The following is a 19,808-nucleotide window of genomic DNA, read 5'->3' as shown; positions in this document are numbered from 1 at the left end:
CCTAGCTTCAAAAGGAGTACGGGAAAAACGAGCACTTAGTCATGCGCCCGAATTAAGCAAGGCAACCTCGAGCTTACAGTAGTGAATGCTTACACTCAGTTCACTGGCGCGGAAAGGGCGTCAAGGCAGATTATGAGGCTATCCGCGCAGTCGTGAGGGCGATTCGGCAAGGGTTCTCGGGATGCCGTATCGGCTACCCTCGCATTGGCGCCGGGCTTGCAGAGGGTGACTGGGCAATCCTCGGTGCCCTCATCAATGAAGAGCTGGCAGGCCTTGACCATACCCTGGTGGAGTATCTGCCTTAGCTTTCGTGCGCTTTTGCCTCACTGATGCAACCGCCCCTGACGGCTGCCTAGGTCTTGCTAGCCCAGTATCACCCTAACGGACTGTCGTCCACGTCTGGCCTTTCATCCATGTTAGGCGTGTCCTGGGTATCAGGAACGTCACCGTATTCATCATATTCGTCAGGCGTCTGGCCTTGATCAGGCATGTTTTCCGGGTTGCTCATAAATCACCTCTGCGTGTTTGTCATCTGATACCTGATCAGGCCATGCGTTCAACAAACGCTTGTAAACCGCAAAAGCCTGTTCAGCACGCCTCCTCCCTGCAAGGGATCGCACTGCCTACAGAAACAGGCGTTAATGGTTTCAGGTAGTTGAAAGCGGATAAGCGGTCCATACTCGATTCCGTGCAAGACGTTATTTCCCCAGCATTCACAACAGGATGCACACTTTCAACAAGAGCCTTTATGACCATGAAACCGGATATTGTCGTGTCCTCACTGGACCTTGAGCGGATAGAAGATTTGCTCGAGTCCCTGCCGGCCAGCGAACACTCCATGCAAACCGCCTTACAGGAGGAGCTTGGTCGAGCGGATATTGTCGATCCGCATGAGATACCGCCTACGGTCGTCACCATGAACTCAACCGTGCGCTTTCGCATGGACGCAACTGGTGAGGAATTCTGCAAGACACTGGTGTATCCCAAGGATCTTGCAGGCGATTCGGGGCAGGTTTCTATCCTCGCCCCGGTAGGCAGTGCACTGCTGGGGCTGTCCATCGGGGCCTACATTGAGTGGCCCACCCCAGGCAAAGGAATGCTCAAGGTCAGGATCATGGATATCCCCTTTCAGCCTGAACAGGCCGGGCAATATCACCGGTAGGCAGGTCAGGAGGAGCATCAGGTGTGCTCCTCCTGCCGGATCAAGCGCTTACCAGCGCCTGGATATCGTTGTAGAGTGCCTTGGGTATCCAGACCCCTTCACGCAGGCTTTTTTCACGAGCCTGATAACGCCTCTGCGAAGGTAGACGCGCCCCCTGGGCTACCATGGACTCGAACAGCTTTTCGGCACGGGCAAGCTCGGTCTCAGCCTGCTCACCCAGGAAGCGTTGCGGATCGATAGCAATAATCAGCTCGCCTCCCATGGAAGTAACCCGTGCGCCGTTATCAAATGCCAGCGACTCGGCACTGGTCATGTCGGCGATCAGGGGACCAGCGATCAGCTCCACCATTGCGGCCAGAGCCGAGCCTTTATGCCCTCCGAATGTCAGCATGGCACCCTTGTCAAGCACGGTGGCCGGATCGGTACAAGGCCTGCCTTCAGCGTCAACGCCCCACCCTTCAGGAATAGGCTTGCCGGCGCGGCGATGCAGTTCAATTTCACCGCGCGCCACCATGCTGGTCGCAAAATCAAAGATGAATGCAGGCTTGCCTGGACGAGGCCAGCCAAAGGCAAAAGGGTTGGTTCCGAAAAGTGGTTTGCTCCCACCGGCAGGCATCACCCAGGCATGGCTGGGCGTACAGGCCAAGGCAACCAGACCGGCATCCGTAAGCGGTTCGATATCTGCCCAGAGAGCAGAAAAGTGAGCGCAGTGGTTGATGCCTAACGCAGCGATACCCAGCGTCTTGGCTTTCTTGATCAGATGTGGCAGTGCCATCTGGTAAGCGACTTGCGAAAAGCCACCCTTGGCATCGATGCGTACCAGAGCGGGCGCTATGTCATGCAGTTCTGGCTCGGCATCCGGAGAGACCTTGCCTGCCTTGAAGGTATTGATGCAGGACAACAGCCGATACAGACCATGGGATGAACATCCATCGCGCTCGCCAGCCACTAACGTTTCGGTAACGTAGCGGACATGAGGTGCGGTAAAGCCATAGTGTTGGAGCACACGCGTCGCCAGTGCCCGTACGTCATCAAGCGTAAGGTGAACCGTGTCTTGCCCAGAAGCATGGGTCTGGGAAGCGCTTGAGGCAGTCATGGATTCTCCTTTTTAGAATTGTCGTGTCAGAGAAGCATTTGAAATGGGTTATGGAAATGGCCAGGCAGGCGGCCAGTCTTGCAGGTTTATTAACTGGTGGGCCAGCCTGAGAGGCCAGCCCACTCACAGAGCCTTACTGCGGACCGAGTTTGTCCATCAGCGCAGCCAGACGCTCGTACTCGTCAGGCTTGAGGTCGGTCAACGGTGCGCGTACCGGACCGGCATCGTAACCTGCGATCTTCGCACCCGCCTTGACGATGCTTACCGCATAGCCTGCGCAGCGGTTACGGATGTCCAGGTACGGCAGGAAGAAATCATCGATCAGCTTGCCCACGGTCTCGTGGTCATCCGCAGCGATGGCCTTGTAGAAGTCCATGGCCGTCTTGGGAACAAAGTTGAACACCGCCGAGGAGTACACCGGTACACCCAGTGCCTTGTAGGCCGCGGCATAGACTTCAGCGGTCGGCAGACCACCCAGGTAGGTGAAGCGATCACCCAGGCGACGGCGGATGGAGACCATCAGCTCGATGTCACCCATGCCATCCTTGAAGCCGATCAGGTTGGGGCAGCGCTCGGCCAGCATTTCCAGCTGGTCAGGCTTCAAGCGGCAGACGTTACGGTTGTACACCACCACGCCAAACTTGACGGACTTGCACACCGCCTCGACATGCGCAGCTACGCCTTCGGGGCTGGCTTCGGTCAGGTAGTGCGGCAGCAGCAGGATGCCCTGGGCGCCCAGGCGCTCGGCTTCCTGAGCCTGCTGGATCGCCACGCGGGTTGGACCACCGGCACCGGCCAGAATCGGGACCATGCCCTTGCAGGTGTCCACGGCCGTTTTGATGATGTCGGAGTATTCCTTCTGGTCCAGCGAGAAGAACTCACCGGTGCCGCCAGCCGCAAACAGAGCGCTGGCGCCGTAGGGCCCCAGCCATTCCAGGCGCTTGATGTAGGTATCGCGGCGGAAATCGCCCTGCGCATCGAAATCGGTTACCGGAAAGGACAGCAATCCGGATGAAAGGGTGTGCTTGAGTTCTTGTGGAGTCATTTTTATTGCACCTTGCTTGATGGCGTACGTGGCTAAGGAATAACCGCTACTTGTTGTACGACATCGTATGACTATAGAAAGTAAAGTGCAACCTAGATGAGAGTCTATGTCTGACTGGAAAGGCGCAACCTAGAGCAAATGGCTGAAACAACAGAACAATTTCTTACAATTACAGGGCAATAGGCGTCATGGCTTTGGCTACATGAAGAGCCTAACCGTTTTTATTCAAATCGGTAGAGTTGGCTTATTCCCAGTCCTTTTTATGCTTCCAACCGATTGAATATTGCCAAGCATCTTGCCGCACGGCCGTATGCGCCCTTCCCTTCAGAGCATCTCTTCAGTCATCGCATTACCTCGCCGTATTGCCTGTGGTGGCATGCCGAAGCCACGTATAAAGGCCTCTCGCATATGGCGGCGATCACGAAAGCCGGTTTTCTTGGCAATCACATCCAATGAATGACGACTTTGCTCGATCATGAGTCGAGCTGCTTCCAGACGCAGACTCTCGATAGCCTTGGCAGGCGATTGGCCAGTTTCTGCCGTAAAGACACGGCTGAACTGACGCGGGCTGAGGTGAACGGATTCGGCCAGCTCTTCCACGCTCAGGGGGCGGCTCAGGTGTTGTCGGGCATAGTTCAGGGCGTTCTGGATACGATCAGACTTAGGTGCAAGGTTTAGCATTTCGGAATGCTGACTCTGACCACCGGCACGTCGTTGGTGCATGACCAGCTTGTGCGCTACCGACCGGGCAACCTCATTACCCAAATCCTTTTCCACGATTGCAAGTGTCAGATCAAGCCCTGCCGTCATCCCGGCTGACGTCCACATCGGACCGTCCGTGATATAGATACGATCTTCCTCGACACGGATATCAGGATAACGCCGCTGCAACTCCCGTGCATATGCCCAATGGGTGGTCGCACGTCGTCCCGCCAGTAATCCAGCTTCCGCCAGTACAAAGCCACCGGTACAGATTGCGGTCATCCGGCGCGCCTGGGTACTGGCGTCCTGAATAAAACCAAGCACAGCGTCAGATGATGGTGCAGCCAGTGGGTTGTTTACCCCCGCCACGATCCAGGTATCCGCCTGGCTATTGGGCCCGAGTGCCCGGGAACCCACCGTCAGGCCAAGCGAGGAGCGGACCTCGCCGCCCTCCAGCGAGAAGTTCTCGACTTCGTAGAACGGCTCGCCTGCCACCACGTTGGCATATTCGAAAACCGTTTGCGTCGCCAGTGAAAGGATCTGGAACCCGTTTGACAGCATGTAGCCTACTCGGTGCATGATCGTCTCCCTGACGATGTCCTGAAAACGCACCATAAACGTCATTTAGGTCGCGGTCAATTCACTGCATGATGCCTCCACACCCACCCAAACGGAGCAGCATCATGAACACTCTTCATCAAGGCACTGCACTCATCACTGGCGCCTCTTCCGGTATCGGCGCGGTATATGCCGAGCAATTGGCCCGTCGCGGTTATGACCTGATTCTGGTTGCCCGCAACCGTGAGCGACTCAACACTCAGGCCGAGCGCATTGCCACGCTGACCGGACGAGCCGTGGAGGTCCTGCCTGCCGATCTCAACGATAAATCATCTTTAGCAGCCGTTGAGGCAAAGCTCAAGGAAGACGCCAGCATCACTCTTCTGGTGAACAACGCGGGAATCGGTACTCACACCCCATTGCTCGGGAGCGATGTCGAGCAGATGGTGCGAATGATTGACCTGAACGTGACGGCACTCACTCGCCTTACCTACGCTGCCGTTCCGGGATTCGTCCACCGCGGCAAGGGCGCCATTATCAATATCTCCTCCATCGTCAGCCTTGCACCAGAGATCCTCAATGGCGTCTACGGCGGCAGCAAGGCGTACGTGACGGCGTTCTCTCAGTCTCTGAGCCATGAACTGGCCGACAAAGGCATCCGCGTACAGGCCGTCCTGCCCGGCGCTACGGCCACTGAATTCTGGGATATCGGCGGTCTGCCGCTGGAAAACCTCGACAAACGCATCGTCATGTCACCGGAAGACCTGGTGAAAGCAGCGCTGGCCGGCTTTGACCAGGGCGAGCTGATCACCATTCCTTCGTTGCACGCCCTCGAACGCTGGGAAGCCCTTGAAGCGGCCCGCCAGGCCCTGGCCACGCAGCTCTCCAGCAATACGCCTGCCTCCCGCTACGCCTCGTACTGATCACTTCTACATTCAACCAGGAGACTTCACCATGAACACAAGCGGAAACACTATCTTCATCACTGGCGGTACGTCTGGTATTGGTCGTGCACTGGCCGAAGCCTTTCATCAACGTGGGAACAAGGTTATCGTTGCGGGCAGACGCCAAGCCCTGCTCGATGAAGTCGCCAGGGCTAATCCCGGTATCGATACCATCGCGCTGGATATCAACGATCCGGAACAGATCAAAGCCGTCGTCCAAACAGTCATCGAGCGCCACCCTACCCTTAACGTCATCATCAACAATGCTGGCGTCATGCCGTTCGATAATGCGGCCTCCGGCGCACTGGACGATGAACAGGCGGTGCAGCTGCTCACGACCAACCTCCTGGGTCCGGTCAGGGTCAGTGCTGCATTTGTAGAACATCTAAAGCGGCAGCCCAAAGCGTACATCATCAACAACAGTTCGATTCTGGCCTATGTACCGCTGGCAGTTACCGCACTGTACTCCGCCACCAAGGCGGCGATTCACTCCTATAGCCTGTCGCAGCGCTTCATGCTTCGGGATACGTCAGTAAAGGTGCTGGAAATCGCACCCCCGTGGGTCGATACCGATCTCATTCACAAGAGTGGTGATCCACGCGCCATGCCGCTGGATGAATTCATTACAGAGATTCTGGAGAAGCTGCAAAGCGCTGAAACGGAAGTCATTGTCGATCGTGTTGCGGCCTTCCGCGCCAATCCCGGCCCCAATGAGCATGCGTTGGTAGAGCAGTTCAACCAAGCCCTGATTGCCAACCCTATTCCTGTCGGCTGAATACGCCCCAGGCTACTCGCCACGGGTGGCCTGGGTGATTCACTGGAGACGCTCATGAAAGGTCTTATCGCACCACCCACCTTGCTTGCATTGCGATCCTTGAGTTTTGCGTATTTCGTCCAGGCGGTAGGTGCTTTGTCCGTGGTTGGCTGTCTGCAGCAGATTTCCCAGGAATGGTTGCTGACCGATACCCAAAGCGCGTACCTGATCTCCCTCTTCGGCATCACCTTTGCCCTGGCTGCGCCCCTGCTGCAGGTCGTTCTGGGACACCTTCCCAGACGGCGGCAGGTTCTGCTTGGCCTGGGCCTTTTCAGCAGCGCTTCGCTTCTTTTCGCACTGGCGCCAAATTACGGCGTGCTGGTGCTGGCTCGCGTTCTTATGGGATTGGGCGCAGGCTTTATCGGTCCGGTATTAGGTGCACTGGGCTCAGCCCTGGTTGACCGGGCCCAGCAAGGCCGCGCCATTGCCATTATATTGTTGGGATTGAGCGTGGCCGGGATGGCAGGCATTCCCTTGGCCGCCTGGATCGCTCAGCATTGGGGCGTACGCTCGCTTTATTTGATGCTGAGCGTCGCGGGCCTCATGACTGCCCTTCTGATTGCCCGATTCGTTCCCGACCATGTGCAAGGTGAGCGCATCGCGGTTTCAACGGTTGTATCCCTGCTCACACGCCTTGGTTCGCTCAGTACCTTTCTGGTGGTGTTTTTCATCACTTCAGGCGTGTTTTCTACCCATGCGTTTCTGTCCCCCATCATCCGCGATGTGTATCACGGTGGGCCAGAAGACGTGTCTGTTGCCCTGGCCGTGCTGGGCATAGCGGGCGTAGCAGGCAACCTGTTCGTGACACGGGCTGCCGGACGTTACAGTGCAGAGCATATGCTTCTGTCCGGAATCAGCCTCCTGGCCTTAACGCTTCTACTCTTGGGATACGGTCCCGCTCGCCTGGGCTGGCTGCTGCCTGTGCTGGTTCTATGGGCATTCGCTACGGACATGGTATGGCCTTCACAGCAACGGCGGGTAGTCGAGCGTATGCCGGAACGACGCGGTATCGCCCTGGCGCTGACGGCTTCCTTCATGTTTTGCGGCATTGGATTTGGATCGGCAGTGGCGGGCTGGGTCTATCCTGCCTATGGCTATACGGGCGTGCTAAGCGCCTCATTACTGTTCTTTGTTATGGCAACTGTCTGCCTTGTGGTGTCATACAGTCAGACTAAGGCTGCTATTCCAGTGGCGTAAATCGTATGAAAGGTTAACCACAACGACCTATCGTAGAAGAGCCGTATGGATACGCTGACCCTCAAGCCGATATCAGAAGCAGATGTGTCTTTTCTTCTTGGTTTGAGGAGACGCGTGCTCGTACCTCATGGAGTGGCAGCCGGTATGCAGCGCTCCGAGGAAGAGCATAAGGCCCGGGTATTGGCGCACCTTGAAAGCGGTCAACTGGTAGTGCTTGGGAACACACCCATTGGGCTCATCAAGGTAGTGAAATCGGACCGTGCGTGGAAACTGCTTCAGCTCCAAATCATCCCGGAGCAACAGGGCAACGGTATTGCCACCACCCTGGTGACAAACCTGTTGCATGAAGCGCGGTGTGCATCCATACCGGTGGTCTTGACCGTACTTTAGAACAACCCAGCCAAGCGGCTTTACGAACAGCTCGGCTTTTCCGTAACCGGGGAGCGGGAGTTTGTATACGAGATGCAGGCGGGATAGTACGGTACCGTAAAAGACTGTCAAAAATGAAAAGCCGCCCCGGAGGGCGGCCTTCGCGGTTACACCTTGAACTGATCCATTAGGGTCTGTTGATGGTTGGCCAGCGCATTCAGCGACTGGCTGACCCGCGCGGATTCTTCCGCCTGCTCTGAAAGCGACTCCGTGACCTCACGGATACCGCTGACGTTACGGTTAACTTCTTCTGCCACGGCGCTTTGCTCTTCAGCAGCGCTGGCAATCTGGAGGTTCATTTCGGTAATGACCGAGACGGCATCACCGATCTGACGCAGGGCCGACACGGCTTTACCTACATGCTCGACGTTACCCTGAGCCTGCCGGTGACCATCGTGCATGGAATCCACTACGTTCCGCGTGCCCTTTTGCAACCCTTCGATCACCTGACGAATCTCCTCGACCGACTCCTGGGTCCGCTTGGCAAGGCCACGCACCTCATCGGCCACGACCGCAAAGCCTCGGCCCGCATCGCCAGCCCGTGCCGCTTCGATAGCAGCGTTCAGCGCCAACAGATTGGTCTGCTCGGCAACACCCCGGATGACCTCCAGAACGCTGCCAATCTGCTCGCTGCTTTCCGCCAGACCCTCGACCTGACTCATGGACGCGCTCATATCAGCTGCCAGCTTTTCGATGCTGCGCGTGGTCTCGGTAATGATGTCCAGACCTTCATGGGTCGCATGGTCAGCGCCACGCGCAGCCTCTGCGGCCTGCGCAGCATTGCGCGCGACATCGTGGGCCGTGGCGCTCATCTCATGAGATGCCGTTGCAACCTGCTCCACCTCATGGAACTGGTGCTGCATGCCCTCACTTGTACGAGTCGCAATGGCCGCAGACTGGTCCGCCGTTGTACGCGCATCCTGAACCGAGCGCTTTACGTCCGCAATAATGGGTTGGAGCTTGTCGAGGAACCGGTTGAACCAGCCCGCCAACTGTCCGAGTTCGTCCTGCTTGGCATATCCCAGGCGGCGGGTCAGGTCACCCTCACCACTGGCGATGTCCTTGAGCATGGCGGCAACGGCCAGAATCGGCCGGGTTACGCTGCGGGCAGCGAACCACATCAATACCAGACCGCTCAGCACCGCAATCAGGCCCACCACAACCGAGAACACACTGTCGGAAACGCGCCGCTCGTCCAGCTCATCGGATAGTTGAATGGCACGGGACAGAACCAGCTTCTTGGGCGCCTCAAGCAGAATGCCCCACGGCTTGGCTTCCGGGATGGGCCTGATCGGCTCGATGACACGTACCAGATCATCATGGGACAACATGGCAGACTCGCCTGTCGCCAAGGCCTGCTTCAGCTCACCTGCCTGGCTGGCATAGATCTTGTCCAGGGACTCTCCCAACCGCTTGGCATCCAGGCTATGACCCGCCAGGAGACCAGCTGGACTGATGATGCTGACCTCGCCCTCCCCCTTGTACAGCTTGTCGCTGGCTTTTTCGGCGATCTGCTGAAGTGTGTTCAGGCTGATATCAATGCCGATAACACCAGTCACCTTGCCGTTTTGCTCGATAGGCAGGGCGATGCTGGTCATCAGGACCTGCTGCTCATTCACCTCATCGAAATAAGGGTCCAGCAGACAGGCCTTACGCGTATCACGAGGACAGGTGTACCAGGCGTTATAGGCTGCACCACTCGGCCCGGGAGTCGTCTTGGTAAGCTCCTCCTCGGTCATCGATTCGAAATCGAATGTTCCCGGCTCCCCTTGAGACCAGTACAAGGCAAAACGGCCACTTGCGTTGCTGCTTTCCTCTTCCGCATTGATGAACTGTCTGTCCTGTCCGTCTAGTGCGTTGGGTTCGAAGGCAATGTACAGCCCCAACAGGTCAGGGCGTGCCTTGAGTGCGTTGCCCACTACCTCAACCAGCTCCTGACGCAATTCACGGGCACTGATAGCCCCTCTTGCCTGCTGCTCACTCAGCAGCTTGACCTGGCCTGCCAGGCCCAGTCCGTAGTGATAGGCACTCATGAAGTCTCGCTGGATGCGCAGCGCCTGGGCTTCGCCTGAGGTTTGCAAGCGAAGCTCCGCGGACTGCTCAAGCATGCTGGAACTGGTCTGCTTGACCACCTCACCGCTACGCTTGGCCTGGTAAAGAGACGCACCGACTAGCAGTGTCACAATAGCCAGCAGGCATAAGCCTGCCAGCGCAGTGATCTTCAGCTGGATTGAAAGACGGTTGAACATAGTAAAGGCCTGATTAAATTGATGCCTTTGCTATCGGCCTACTCCCGCTGCGCTTGATTAGATTATTCCTATGAAGGATTTAAACATTCCTATTGCAGGGTTACGGTTTAACCTTGATGGCCCGAAGACTTCGGCCATCCACCGGCCAATACCTTGTACACCTGCACCAGATCCGTCGAGACGCGGGTGGCACTGTCCACCAAGGCGCTTTGAGTCTGGATCAGCTCACGCTGGACATTCAGCACGTTGATGAAATCAATGGCGCCTTCCTTGTAGCGCGCCTGGGCTGTTTCCAGCGCGATACGGTTCTGACTGACCGCTTGTGCAAGCGCCGCATGGTGACGTTGCTCAGCACTGTAGGACGTCAGTGCATCGTCTACTTCATGCCAGGCAGCCAATACGGTGCGTCGGTAATTCAAAGCCGCTTCCTGCTGCTGACGTTCGCGCAACTCCAACGTGCCGGTCAGGCGTCCACCTTGGAAAACAGGCAGGTAAAGGCTGGGACCGATCGAGAACTGGCGGGCGCTCCATAACCCGAGATTAGAGCCTTCCAGTGCCTGGAAGCCAAAATTGCCGCCCAGGCTGATGCGTGGATAGAAATCCGCTTGGGCCACGCCTACGGCTGCTGTAGCCTGATGCAGAGCTGCTTCGGCCTTCTGGATATCCGGACGACGACGGGCAAGCTCCGACGGCAACCCCACCGGTACGGCCGACGGCGGCTCTGGCAAGTCTCGCGGCTGCCCCAACTCCTGGCCGAGCGCATGGGGCTCCTGGCCAAGCAGATAACTCAAGGCATTAATGAGACGGGCCTGCTCTGCCTCCAGCAACGGAATACGGGCTTCGATCGTGGCCACCTGGGCAGCCGAGTTGGCAGTATCCAGGTTGGTTGTTACACCATTCTCAAAACGGGTTTTGGTAAGTGCCTGACTTTGCCTGGCAATATCCAGGTTCTGCCGGGTAACCGCCAACGTTGCCTGAACACCTCGCAGGCGCAGGTAGTCCGCTGCGGTTTCTGTCGCAATGCTCAAGGCGACGCCATTCCGTTCAGCCTCGCTCAAGGCAACGCCTGCGTTGGCAGCCTCCAGGGTACGCCTGACATGGCCCCAAAGGTCTACCTCCCAGCTCGCCTTAAGGCCGTACTGCCAAAGATTGAAGTCGGACTTTCCATTATTGCCCGAGGCATCCATAAGGCCTTGCTCGCTGTTGCGTGCACGCTGGTAGCCTCCTGTGGCCGAGACGTCTGGCAGTACATCGGCACCGGCAACCTGCAGCAGCGAACGACTCTGCTCGAAGCGGCTGCTGGCAAGGGCCAGGTCCAGGTTGGTGGAGGCGGCCCGCTCAACGAGTGAGGTCAGGAGTGGATCGTTGAACTGTGTCCACCACGCCTTTTCAATGGGATGGCTAACCGTCACGCTGCCAACGGCCTGTGACGGGCCTTGCCAGGCCTTGGGCAGGACCGCCTCAGGTTTATGAAAATCAGGTCCCACGCTGCATCCGGAAAGCACGGCCAACGTGATAGCCAATAGAGAGCGGCGCATCAGTGAACCTCTCCCTGCGTATCGACAGTCGCCACCACCGACAACCCTACACGCAGATTGGCAACGGCTGGCTGATCAGGCTCGAACACGATCTTGACCGGGACCCGCTGGGCGACCTTGGTAAAGTTGCCGGTGGCGTTATCGGGTGCAATCGCTGAAAACGCAAGGCCTGTAGCGGGTGCGAGACTTTCGATATGGCCATGCAGGACCTGATCCGGGAAAACATCGACCCGCACATCGACCGGCTGATTGGCCTGCATCCTTCCCAGCTGTGTTTCACGGAAATTCGCCACCACATAGGCTTCACTGACCGGTACCACGGCAAGCAACGGTTTGCCCGGCGCTACGTAGGCACCTACCCGAACCGAGCGTTGGGCAATCACGCCATCGCGAGGCGCTACAATATGAGTGTATGACACATTCAGGTCGGCTTGTTCGCGTGCAGCTTCGGCCTTTGCCTGGGTGGCTATTGCGACATCGCGCTGCGCCTTGAGTACGGCCAAGTGCTTCTGGGCCGCGACGCGGGCTGCACTGTCACGATCCCTGGCGGCCTGCCATTGCAGGAGTTCGGCCTCAGCCTTCTGCTGCTCCTCGACGGTACCGGCCCCTGCCTTGGACAGGTTGCGATAGCGCTTGGCATTGGCTTGGGCAAATGTAAGCGATGCATCGGTGGCACGCACCGTCGCCGCCGCCTGATCGATGATGGCAGCCTGACGATCGATTTCAGCAGTCAGGTTGGCCACCTCGGCCGCAGCAGCCTTCACCGCCGCCTGAGCCGAAGCCTGCGCCGCCACGAAATCCCGGTCATCGATACGGGCCAACAATTGGCCTGCCTTGACTGGCTGGTTATCCGAGACGAGCACCTCGGACACCATACCTGCGATCTTGGGCGCGACCAGTACTGAATCAGCGGTGATAAAAGCATCGTCTGTGCTTTGCGTTCCATCATTCTGGGCGACATGGACACAGGCATACAGGGCGCCAAGCACAACGGCGACGCCGACAAGAGAAAACGCGGTTTTATGACTCATGGCATTACCGGAGGTTGAGGTGGATAAGCCCGCTTGGGCAGGGTCAGCAGGACCAGCAGCATGAATGCCGCGACGCCGATCAGAGCCAGATAGGCGTCGCTGAACGACAGAACGAAGGCCTGCTCGCGAACGCGGTGGCTCAAGGCCGACATCGAATCGTTGGTCAGCAGAGGTAATAGCTGGGCCTGCGCCGACCCGAGCCGGTCAAGCAGGACATTAGAATGAAAGTGCTCACGCACCGTGATGAAATGCTCCAGCAGCGCCGCACCGATTACAGAGAAAAGACCCCGTACGGTATTGACGGTGGCGGAGGCAAAAGGACCTTCAATAGGCTGTACCACACCCGTGGCGCACATGAGCAGCGGAACCACAATCATCGGCTGCGCCAGGGTCTGCAGGATTTGCAAGGTATAGAAATCGTCCCGAATCCAATCGCTTGTCAGTTGGGAGCCACCCAGACAAGCCAGCGTCATCAGGCCAAGGCCACAGGCAATGACCCAACGGGAGTCCACCCAGTTGCGATTGATGACAGTGGCTACCAACGGCGCCATAAGAAGCTGTGGCAAGGCGATCATCAGAGCAATCGGCATGGTTTGCAGGGGGCGGTAGTCATGCACGTGGGCAAGATAAGCGGACGGAATCGCCACACCCGACATGCCCAAGATCAGAAAACTGGCCAGCGTAACGATGCCGAACGAGAAATTGCGTCGACTGAGCAGTTGCAGCTTTACCAGCGGAAGCGGGTGAAACCACTCGTTGATCAGAAACAGAGGAAACAGGATGGCAGCGCCAATGAACAATGTGCGGATCAGTGGCGAAGCCAGCCAGTCCAGCCGCTCCCCCTGCATCAGGGCAATCACAAACATAGCCACACTGCCACACCCAAGCAGTGCACCCAGCCAGTCGGCTTGTTTGAAGCGCTCAAGGCGCAGCGGGTCCTGCGGCAAGCCATAAGCGATACAGGCGGCGGCGATCAGGCAGGAAGGCACCACCTGCCAGAACACCAGATGCCAGTCCAGATAATCCGTCCAGACGGCAGCCAGCGGTACGGCAAGGTTTGGGCCGAACGTCGCGGTCAGGGCATAGGCTGAAAGACCATACAACTTGATATGCCAGGGCAGGAAGCGTAGCGCCGCCGTCATCAGGAGCGGCGGCAGCGCCCCTCCGGCCAATCCCTGGAGGACGCGTAAAAACAGCAGCGACGGCAGATCTGGTGCAAACGGACACAGCAATCCCAGGAAGGCAAACGCCAGTGTTACCCCGATAGCAAATCGGCGCAGCGAAAACGTAACCGCCAGCCACGGTGAAATGAGCATCGCCGACACCTCGGCGGCTCCGTACAATGCGCTAATCCAGGTGCCTTCGTCATGACCGATTCCAAATACGCCCCGTATATCTGCAAGGGCGATTTCCGTTACGCGGTCATTGAGACCTGAAGTCAACGCTGCAATCAGGACGCCGATAAGTCCAATAGCCAAACGCCAGCCAAAGGGTGCTGGAGCTGGCGCCGGTGGCGCAGTAGGAGACATAGAATTTCCAGAAACGAAAGGGCTCGAAACTGAGCCTATGGTGCAGAAGCAATATGCGGTACAGTGTACCGAACAGTGATACACAGGACAATATCCATGACGACCTCTGAGCCGGAACGTGGTGCCATTCAGGTTATTTCACGGGCCGCGGCCATCCTTCGTTGCCTTGAAAATGAACCCGCAGGGCTAAGCCTTGGCGCTATCGCCAAACGCATCGACCTGCCCCGCTCCACCGTGCAGCGGCTAGTGGATGCACTGGCATTGGAGCAGCTGCTCGAGGTTCATGGCGCTGGCGGCGTGCGGTTAGGACCAGCCCTGATCCGGTTGGCGTCCCGGAGCCATGGCGATATCACCCAGCGGGTGCGCCCCTTTCTGGAAGAGTTGTCCAAGCACACCGGCGAGACGGCTGTACTGGTGCATGCCAATCGCGCTGAATTGATGGTGCTGCACTCGGTTATATCCAGTCAGGAACTACGAGTAGCACCCACCCCCGGTAACTTTCTGGCCATTCACGCTACTTCGGGTGGAAAAATGCTGCTGTCGGGCATGACGGACAGCGTAGTAACCCAGCTGCTTGGGCCCGAGCTAAAAGTGCTTACCCACAAGACCCTTTCCACCCTGCCCGCCTTGCTCGATGAGTTGCAGCAGATTCGGGAGGATGGCTTTTCCTATGATCGCGAAGAGCACATGCTGGGTGTCCATGCCATGGCTATCGGCATTGAAACGCCTCAGGGCAGGTATGCCATTTCCCTGGTTGGCCCTGCCTGGCGGATGGAGGCAAATGACGAGGGCCTGCGCCGCGCGTTAACAGATTGCCGTAACGCACTAGCCGACGCGCTGCGTAGCCCTCAGGTCGATCATCCGCCGGCTGGATGAGTCAGGCGAGTTCTGTACCTTCTGCAACCAATGGATCGACTCCAGCATTTTTGTCGGCCAACTGAAGCACCTCGCTGATTGCCTGACTGACAATGCTCGGGTGGTCTTCAGGATTGAAATGTCGCCCGCCGGGAATGGATACCAGAGAGGCGTTCAGCTCAGCTGCCAACTGCTGGCCTGAAGCGAACGTAATGGAGTCCGAATCTCCCCAGACGATCCGCTTGGGCCCACGGATGATGGACAGTTTCCCCGCCAGTGCCTGGGTGTCTTTCGAGTCCAGACAACTGATCTGATGCGCAAAGGCCTTGGGGCCGATGGTTCGCGAGTACGGCTGCCAATGCAGGCTGATCGACTCCTGGCGGCGAGCCTCATTATCGTGTCCCAGGTTGTACACACCGCTTAAAAAGAGTGGCTTGAACAGACTGGGTGGAAGCTGTTCGATGACCGACGCCTTGAGTTTGGCCAGGCGCACCGTAGGAACGGGCCAGTTGTCATACGCGACGCTATCGACTAGCACCAATCCGCTACTAAACTCAGGATGCCTGACCAGGAGTTCCTGAAGTACGCCCCCGCCTAGATCATGTCCGACGAAGACGGCTTGGGTGATATTCATGTGCTGCAGCCAGTCGTACAGGTAGTCCGCTTGTTTGGGGAGCGAAATGTCGCGCTCAAGGCCCTCTTCCATCGACCAGCCAAAGCCCACCAGCTCCCAGGCAAGGCAACGCACACCCGGCTTACAGACCTGCGGAATCACATAACGCCACAGACGTGGATGAGTAGGAATACCATGTACCATGATGACAGGTACTGCACCTGGGTCGGAATCACCGTGCTCCTCCCACCGCATAGTGATGCCATTGACGAGGGCTGTACGAATAAGCTCGGGCGCTGCCTGCTCATTCGCATCGATTGACGCCTCATTGGCACTCGGCTTGAGCAACGCGCTACCTAGCCCCAACGCCGCTGCAGCCGACACCATACTGCGCAGCCCTCCACGGGGCATGGCCAGTGCACAGGCCGCCGCCACGCTACTCAAGATCAAGCGTTTCTTGTCGAAATTGAAAGATGACTTGTTCATGTGACCTCCAAACCTGTTCAAGGTGTGGGCCACAATATGAGACCGGAGGTTCCGGTCAGAACCAGAGAGACGACAAAGGGCGTGTACTGGCAAGGCAGACAACACCCTCTGAATAATCGGAGCCTAACGCTGAAAGGCGCCGTGTAGGGCCTTACTGGTTAGGCGCGTGGCCATATTTCTTGATGAACTGCTTTTCCATTTCCTGGCAGGACTGCTGAATCGAGAGACGATCCCCTGAGCCAGCGGCGGCAGCATCAGCGCGCTGATGACAGGCTTCGATCGTACTCCGCTCGTTGGCTTCAACCTGAGGCGAAGGTCCGCGGGTAAAGAGATAGATCATGCCGCCAAACAGTGCGAAGGCAAAGGCAATGGCACCGACGGTCATCCAGAGGCAACCGGCCTTACTGGGCGGCGGCTCGGGCTCATCGGTATTGAGATGGGTATGGGGGCTTTTATCTTCTTTCACAACGGGACCTCTAGCCGTGGGAACGCGAATCTAGCATGTCTTTAACGCTTCGATAACTGAAAGGATGTGCAGGTTCTCCTTATCCTGTTCTGGTCAGCCCATAAACCAGCGGCTGATGACTGTATGCCTGGACCTGGAGGCGTTTGCGATGACGGAACCACACCCTGCAGAACGCAACGGCCAGTAGCACCTCTGCCAAATCACCACCGTAGTACATCCATTGAGCGGCAGATTCGATCTCGGTACGCGCATAACCAAGCCCACGGGGATAACCAAACTCGTACATGATCTTGGCCAGCCCTGCATGGGCGGCCATAGCGATGAACAGCACGACCAGTCGCAGGCGCAGCGTAGGCCGATGAGGCGCGGAATCAGGTCCGGCAATGGCCCAGGTGAACAGATACCCCGACAGGATAAAGTGCAGATGCAGCCAGGTATGAACCCATGGGCTGCTCTGGCTTAGCGCAAAAAATGAGGTTAGATACAGAACATACATACCGCCTATATCCAGAAGCGCCGCCGTAATCGGATGAGTCAGCACACGCATGAAGCGCGTCGCCAACAGGCGAACCAGTACCCGTGCCTTATCAATGGGTATAGTACGCAGCACCAGCGTACCTGGTGCGCCAAATACCAGGCCCAGCGGCGCAAACATGCCCAGCAGAAGGTGCTGGAGCATATGTCCTCGAAGGTCCTGATGAGCAACGCTCGATACCGGTGGCATGAAGGCGACCACGATCAGGACGATGCCAACCGCAAAGCTGAGCGTACGCCAGCCGGACCATGTCCGCCCTTGTCGCTGCAAGCAGATTACACCGAAGCAGTAGAACAACCAGACGATGATAGCCAGCAGGATCGGGAATACCGCTACGTGGCCCGGTCCCAGGAAATAGGCATGCATTATCAGCAAGGCTCCTAGGGGTTATGGGCTGACGTAGGTGCGTCGGGCTCTTCTCAGCAATAAAAGGCCAATCAGCAGCAATACGATACCCGCGAGGTTCCAGAGCAGGTCATACAGCATTAAATTGTCGACGTATCGGACCTGATGCAGGCGCAGGACTTTGTGGTCAATCAGGCCATCGAACAGTTGGAATGCCCCCATCCCCATGAAGAAGCCGGCCCAGGCCTGGGGTTTGGCAAAGGCTTTACGCTCCCGCAGTTCGGCCACCATGAAAAACCCGACAATAATCAGAATGAGTTCGGCCGAATGCAGGATGCCATCGGAAAGCAAGGCGAAAGCACCCGTGCCACGATCCACAAAATGATGCCAGGCCAAGACCTGGTGAAAAATGATTTCATCGATGGCGGCCATGAAGCCGATCCCAATAAGCAACGCAGCTGTCAGGGATCGGCGCGCCAGAAGCGTGGCTGATGTTCCGGTAGCCATGGGCATTCCTTCTTGTTTCGGTCACTCACTCGTCTTATCCAGTGGTCTGGACAAGCCTCTGTGAAGTAAGACGCAAGACGAGCGGGATCGTTCGAGGAAAGCCAATGGTTCAGCGCAGGCAGCAATTACCTGTCAGGCAATTTGTTACTCTACTCGTATGGCGGAATGCACATCCTTGCTTTCAATCCATCCCTCTACCGGCTGCTGATCACCCGTAGAGATCTGGATCTTTTTCCAGCGCTTGTATTCACGCGTATCCACTACCCGTACGGATGTGCCAGCAGCCAGACGAGTCTGCACATTCCCCCGCCGAGCCGCTGCCGTGTCATACACAACAGGCCATTTACGCACCAACACGTTGTCTGTCTGCACATGCCAGGTTTGCTCAGGCCCGGCTTCACGAAACGAAACTTCAGCCGCATGCACTGTGATCGAGGAGAAAGAGGCACCCAAAAAAGCCAGGCTTAACATGAGGGTTTGCGCGGCCTTCAGCCTGAGATTCGGGTGTTTCCTTGGGGTTGCCATTAAGTCGCTCCATGCAATGATGGCGCTATGACAGTGTTCGATGCAGCAGGTTCGATGCAATTAATCATTATTTGAATGAATTAAGAAAGGCGGTACGGATCTTAGCCGTAAGAACGCTGGCATCGAGCCTGGCCCTGATCCTGCCAAGCTGCCATGATGAGTCAAAACAACAAGGACGCAGCGGTTACCGTGCTACAGATACTGTCCATCACGACCCCTATCTTCATCCTGATTGGTCTTGGCTTTTTTGCCTCCAAGAGCGGCATTCTGGTGCGGGAGCAGATCCGTGGTTTGGGTAGCTTCGTCATCACATTCGCAATGCCGGCCCTGATCATCCGGGCGTTATCCGAAAGCCCGATCGATCAGGTGTTCAATAAATCCTATCTGATCGCCTACGCGGTAGGATCGCTTTTGGTATTCACCGGCGGCTTTTGCTTTACCCGCTACAAGCTCAAACAGACCCTGGATGTAAGCGCCATTACAGGCATGGGCATGTCGGTGTCCAACAGTGGCTTCATTGGCTATCCGATTGCCGTATTGGTACTGGGACAACCGGCTGCGGTAGCGTTGGCCCTCAACATGCTGGTGGAAAACATGCTGATGATTCCATTAGCGCTGGCGCTGGCTGAAGCTAGTCGCTCCAGCGAAGGCGGTGTGTTGAAAGTGCTCTTGGACATCGTCAAGCGACTGGGCAAGAACCCGATGATCATTGCGATTCTTGTCGGGCTCCTGCTGTCGGCACTACAGATCAAACTGCCTATCGCGATCTATACGGTGATCGACATGCTGGCCCACGCCTCGGCGCCCACTGCGCTCTTTGTAATTGGCGCCACGCTGTATGGCCTGAAGGCAAAAGGCATGCTGGTCGACGTCGGTCGGATTGCGGGCAGCAAACTCATTCTGCATCCGCTGGCCGTCTTTCTGATGACCCTGATGCTGCCCTCCATTGATCCAACGCTCAAGCTCGCAGCCGTTTTGTTCGCCAGCGCGCCGATGATGAGTATTTATCCGATCATAGGACAACGCTATGGGCTGGAAGGCCGTTGCGCGGCTGCGCTTATGGTTGCCACTACCGCTTCATTCTTCACGATCAGCGCCCTGCTTATGTTTATCAGCCCTGCACCGTGACGCGGGGCCGCAGCGGAAAATAAAACGCCTTGGGGATATCCAGGAGCCAATGCA

21 protein-coding genes and 1 pseudogene are annotated in these 19,808 nt (G+C 57.2%); 8 read left to right on the top strand and 14 right to left on the bottom strand.

Annotated features, from left to right (window positions below):
* Nucleotides 1-152 precede the first annotated feature (152 nt).
* Nucleotides 153-305, top strand: a complete 153-nt coding sequence (locus tag AC4LF3_RS09375; protein ID WP_019365865.1) for a macro domain-containing protein — start codon at nucleotides 153-155, stop codon at nucleotides 303-305.
* Nucleotides 306-373: 68 nt separating this feature from the next.
* Here AC4LF3_RS09375 and AC4LF3_RS09370 read toward each other — a convergent pair whose 3' ends face one another.
* Nucleotides 374-508 (bottom strand): hypothetical protein, encoded by a 135-nt coding sequence (locus AC4LF3_RS09370; protein WP_010798202.1) that lies wholly within the window; start codon nucleotides 506-508, stop codon nucleotides 374-376.
* A gap of 240 nt (nucleotides 509-748) precedes the next feature.
* On the opposite strand from AC4LF3_RS09370, the gene rnk reads away from it, so the two are divergent.
* Nucleotides 749-1,162, top strand: coding sequence for a nucleoside diphosphate kinase regulator (gene rnk / locus AC4LF3_RS09365; protein ID WP_491835153.1), 414 nt, complete (start codon nucleotides 749-751; stop codon nucleotides 1,160-1,162).
* Between the two features lie 40 nt (nucleotides 1,163-1,202).
* Here rnk and AC4LF3_RS09360 read toward each other — a convergent pair whose 3' ends face one another.
* The 3 genes from AC4LF3_RS09360 to AC4LF3_RS09350 form a co-directional block, all read right to left on the bottom strand.
* Entirely contained in the window at nucleotides 1,203-2,258 is a 1,056-nt protein-coding gene (locus tag AC4LF3_RS09360; protein ID WP_239380788.1) for an Ldh family oxidoreductase, read from the bottom strand.
* Nucleotides 2,259-2,391: 133 nt separating this feature from the next.
* Nucleotides 2,392-3,303 carry a 5-dehydro-4-deoxyglucarate dehydratase gene (gene kdgD, locus AC4LF3_RS09355; protein ID WP_197870447.1) on the bottom strand — a complete coding sequence of 304 codons (912 nt, stop codon included), beginning with the start codon at nucleotides 3,301-3,303 and terminating at the stop codon, nucleotides 2,392-2,394.
* Between the two features lie 324 nt (nucleotides 3,304-3,627).
* A complete protein-coding gene (locus AC4LF3_RS09350) occupies nucleotides 3,628-4,584 on the bottom strand; it encodes a GlxA family transcriptional regulator (RefSeq protein WP_491835152.1) in 957 nt (318 codons plus the stop codon).
* 104 nt (nucleotides 4,585-4,688) lie between these two features.
* On the opposite strand from AC4LF3_RS09350, the gene AC4LF3_RS09345 reads away from it, so the two are divergent.
* The 4 genes from AC4LF3_RS09345 to AC4LF3_RS09330 all read left to right on the top strand — a co-directional run bounded on the left by AC4LF3_RS09345 (nucleotide 4,689) and on the right by AC4LF3_RS09330 (nucleotide 7,908).
* Nucleotides 4,689-5,486 (top strand): SDR family NAD(P)-dependent oxidoreductase, encoded by a 798-nt coding sequence (locus AC4LF3_RS09345; RefSeq protein ID WP_150347469.1) that lies wholly within the window; start codon nucleotides 4,689-4,691, stop codon nucleotides 5,484-5,486.
* A 31-nt stretch (nucleotides 5,487-5,517) separates the two neighbouring features.
* Nucleotides 5,518-6,282, top strand: coding sequence for an SDR family oxidoreductase (locus tag AC4LF3_RS09340; RefSeq protein WP_491835151.1), 765 nt, complete (start codon nucleotides 5,518-5,520; stop codon nucleotides 6,280-6,282).
* Between the two features lie 54 nt (nucleotides 6,283-6,336).
* Complete coding sequence (locus AC4LF3_RS09335; protein ID WP_491835150.1) at nucleotides 6,337-7,518, top strand: MFS transporter; 1,182 nt, start codon at nucleotides 6,337-6,339, stop codon at nucleotides 7,516-7,518.
* Nucleotides 7,519-7,632: 114 nt separating this feature from the next.
* Nucleotides 7,633-7,908, top strand: a complete 276-nt coding sequence (locus tag AC4LF3_RS09330; RefSeq protein ID WP_491835149.1) for a GNAT family N-acetyltransferase — start codon at nucleotides 7,633-7,635, stop codon at nucleotides 7,906-7,908.
* Between the two features lie 146 nt (nucleotides 7,909-8,054).
* On the opposite strand, the gene AC4LF3_RS09325 is transcribed toward AC4LF3_RS09330, so the two are convergent.
* The 5 genes and pseudogenes from AC4LF3_RS09325 to AC4LF3_RS09305 all read right to left on the bottom strand — a co-directional run bounded on the left by AC4LF3_RS09325 (nucleotide 8,055) and on the right by AC4LF3_RS09305 (nucleotide 14,294).
* Nucleotides 8,055-8,810, bottom strand: coding sequence for a methyl-accepting chemotaxis protein (locus AC4LF3_RS09325; RefSeq protein ID WP_491836271.1), 756 nt, complete (start codon nucleotides 8,808-8,810; stop codon nucleotides 8,055-8,057).
* A 102-nt stretch (nucleotides 8,811-8,912) separates the two neighbouring features.
* Nucleotides 8,913-9,980 (bottom strand): annotated as a pseudogene (locus AC4LF3_RS09320) (methyl-accepting chemotaxis protein); the annotation flags it as partial.
* 323 nt (nucleotides 9,981-10,303) lie between these two features.
* Entirely contained in the window at nucleotides 10,304-11,734 is a 1,431-nt protein-coding gene (locus tag AC4LF3_RS09315; RefSeq protein ID WP_491835148.1) for an efflux transporter outer membrane subunit, read from the bottom strand.
* Nucleotides 11,734-12,765 carry an HlyD family secretion protein gene (locus tag AC4LF3_RS09310; protein WP_312271139.1) on the bottom strand — a complete coding sequence of 344 codons (1,032 nt, stop codon included), beginning with the start codon at nucleotides 12,763-12,765 and terminating at the stop codon, nucleotides 11,734-11,736. Before AC4LF3_RS09310 ends, AC4LF3_RS09315 begins: the two co-directional genes overlap by 1 nt.
* A complete protein-coding gene (locus AC4LF3_RS09305) occupies nucleotides 12,762-14,294 on the bottom strand; it encodes an MFS transporter (protein WP_010798191.1) in 1,533 nt (510 codons plus the stop codon). The genes AC4LF3_RS09310 and AC4LF3_RS09305 overlap by 4 nt, the downstream gene beginning before the upstream one ends.
* A 96-nt stretch (nucleotides 14,295-14,390) precedes the next feature.
* On the opposite strand from AC4LF3_RS09305, the gene AC4LF3_RS09300 reads away from it, so the two are divergent.
* Nucleotides 14,391-15,170 carry an IclR family transcriptional regulator gene (locus AC4LF3_RS09300; protein ID WP_122042642.1) on the top strand — a complete coding sequence of 260 codons (780 nt, stop codon included), beginning with the start codon at nucleotides 14,391-14,393 and terminating at the stop codon, nucleotides 15,168-15,170.
* A 1-nt stretch (nucleotide 15,171) separates the two neighbouring features.
* On the opposite strand, the gene AC4LF3_RS09295 is transcribed toward AC4LF3_RS09300, so the two are convergent.
* From AC4LF3_RS09295 to AC4LF3_RS09275, 5 genes are all read right to left on the bottom strand, one after another.
* Complete coding sequence (locus tag AC4LF3_RS09295) at nucleotides 15,172-16,248, bottom strand: alpha/beta fold hydrolase (protein ID WP_491835147.1); 1,077 nt, start codon at nucleotides 16,246-16,248, stop codon at nucleotides 15,172-15,174.
* A gap of 151 nt (nucleotides 16,249-16,399) precedes the next feature.
* A complete protein-coding gene (locus AC4LF3_RS09290; RefSeq protein ID WP_083603066.1) occupies nucleotides 16,400-16,714 on the bottom strand; it encodes a hypothetical protein in 315 nt (104 codons plus the stop codon).
* A gap of 79 nt (nucleotides 16,715-16,793) precedes the next feature.
* The gene (locus AC4LF3_RS09285) at nucleotides 16,794-17,615 is read right to left on the bottom strand and encodes a cytochrome c oxidase assembly protein (protein WP_491835146.1); all 822 of its coding nucleotides are present in this window, start codon (nucleotides 17,613-17,615) and stop codon (nucleotides 16,794-16,796) included.
* Nucleotides 17,616-17,636: 21 nt separating this feature from the next.
* Entirely contained in the window at nucleotides 17,637-18,101 is a 465-nt protein-coding gene (locus AC4LF3_RS09280; protein ID WP_010798185.1) for a DUF2243 domain-containing protein, read from the bottom strand.
* A 144-nt stretch (nucleotides 18,102-18,245) separates the two neighbouring features.
* A complete protein-coding gene (locus AC4LF3_RS09275; RefSeq protein ID WP_491835145.1) occupies nucleotides 18,246-18,626 on the bottom strand; it encodes a hypothetical protein in 381 nt (126 codons plus the stop codon).
* Nucleotides 18,627-18,815: 189 nt separating this feature from the next.
* Here AC4LF3_RS09275 and AC4LF3_RS09270 point away from each other — a divergent pair, with 189 nt between their 5' ends.
* On the top strand, nucleotides 18,816-19,754 hold the full coding sequence (locus AC4LF3_RS09270) for an AEC family transporter (RefSeq protein WP_037030913.1): 939 nt from the start codon (nucleotides 18,816-18,818) through the stop codon (nucleotides 19,752-19,754).
* Nucleotides 19,755-19,808 lie beyond the last annotated feature (54 nt).

It is taken from the genome of Pseudomonas sp. C2.3V, assembly GCF_058536325.1.
The sequence above is the reverse complement of the archived record's forward strand: the minus strand, read 5'-3'. Positions and strand labels throughout refer to the sequence as shown.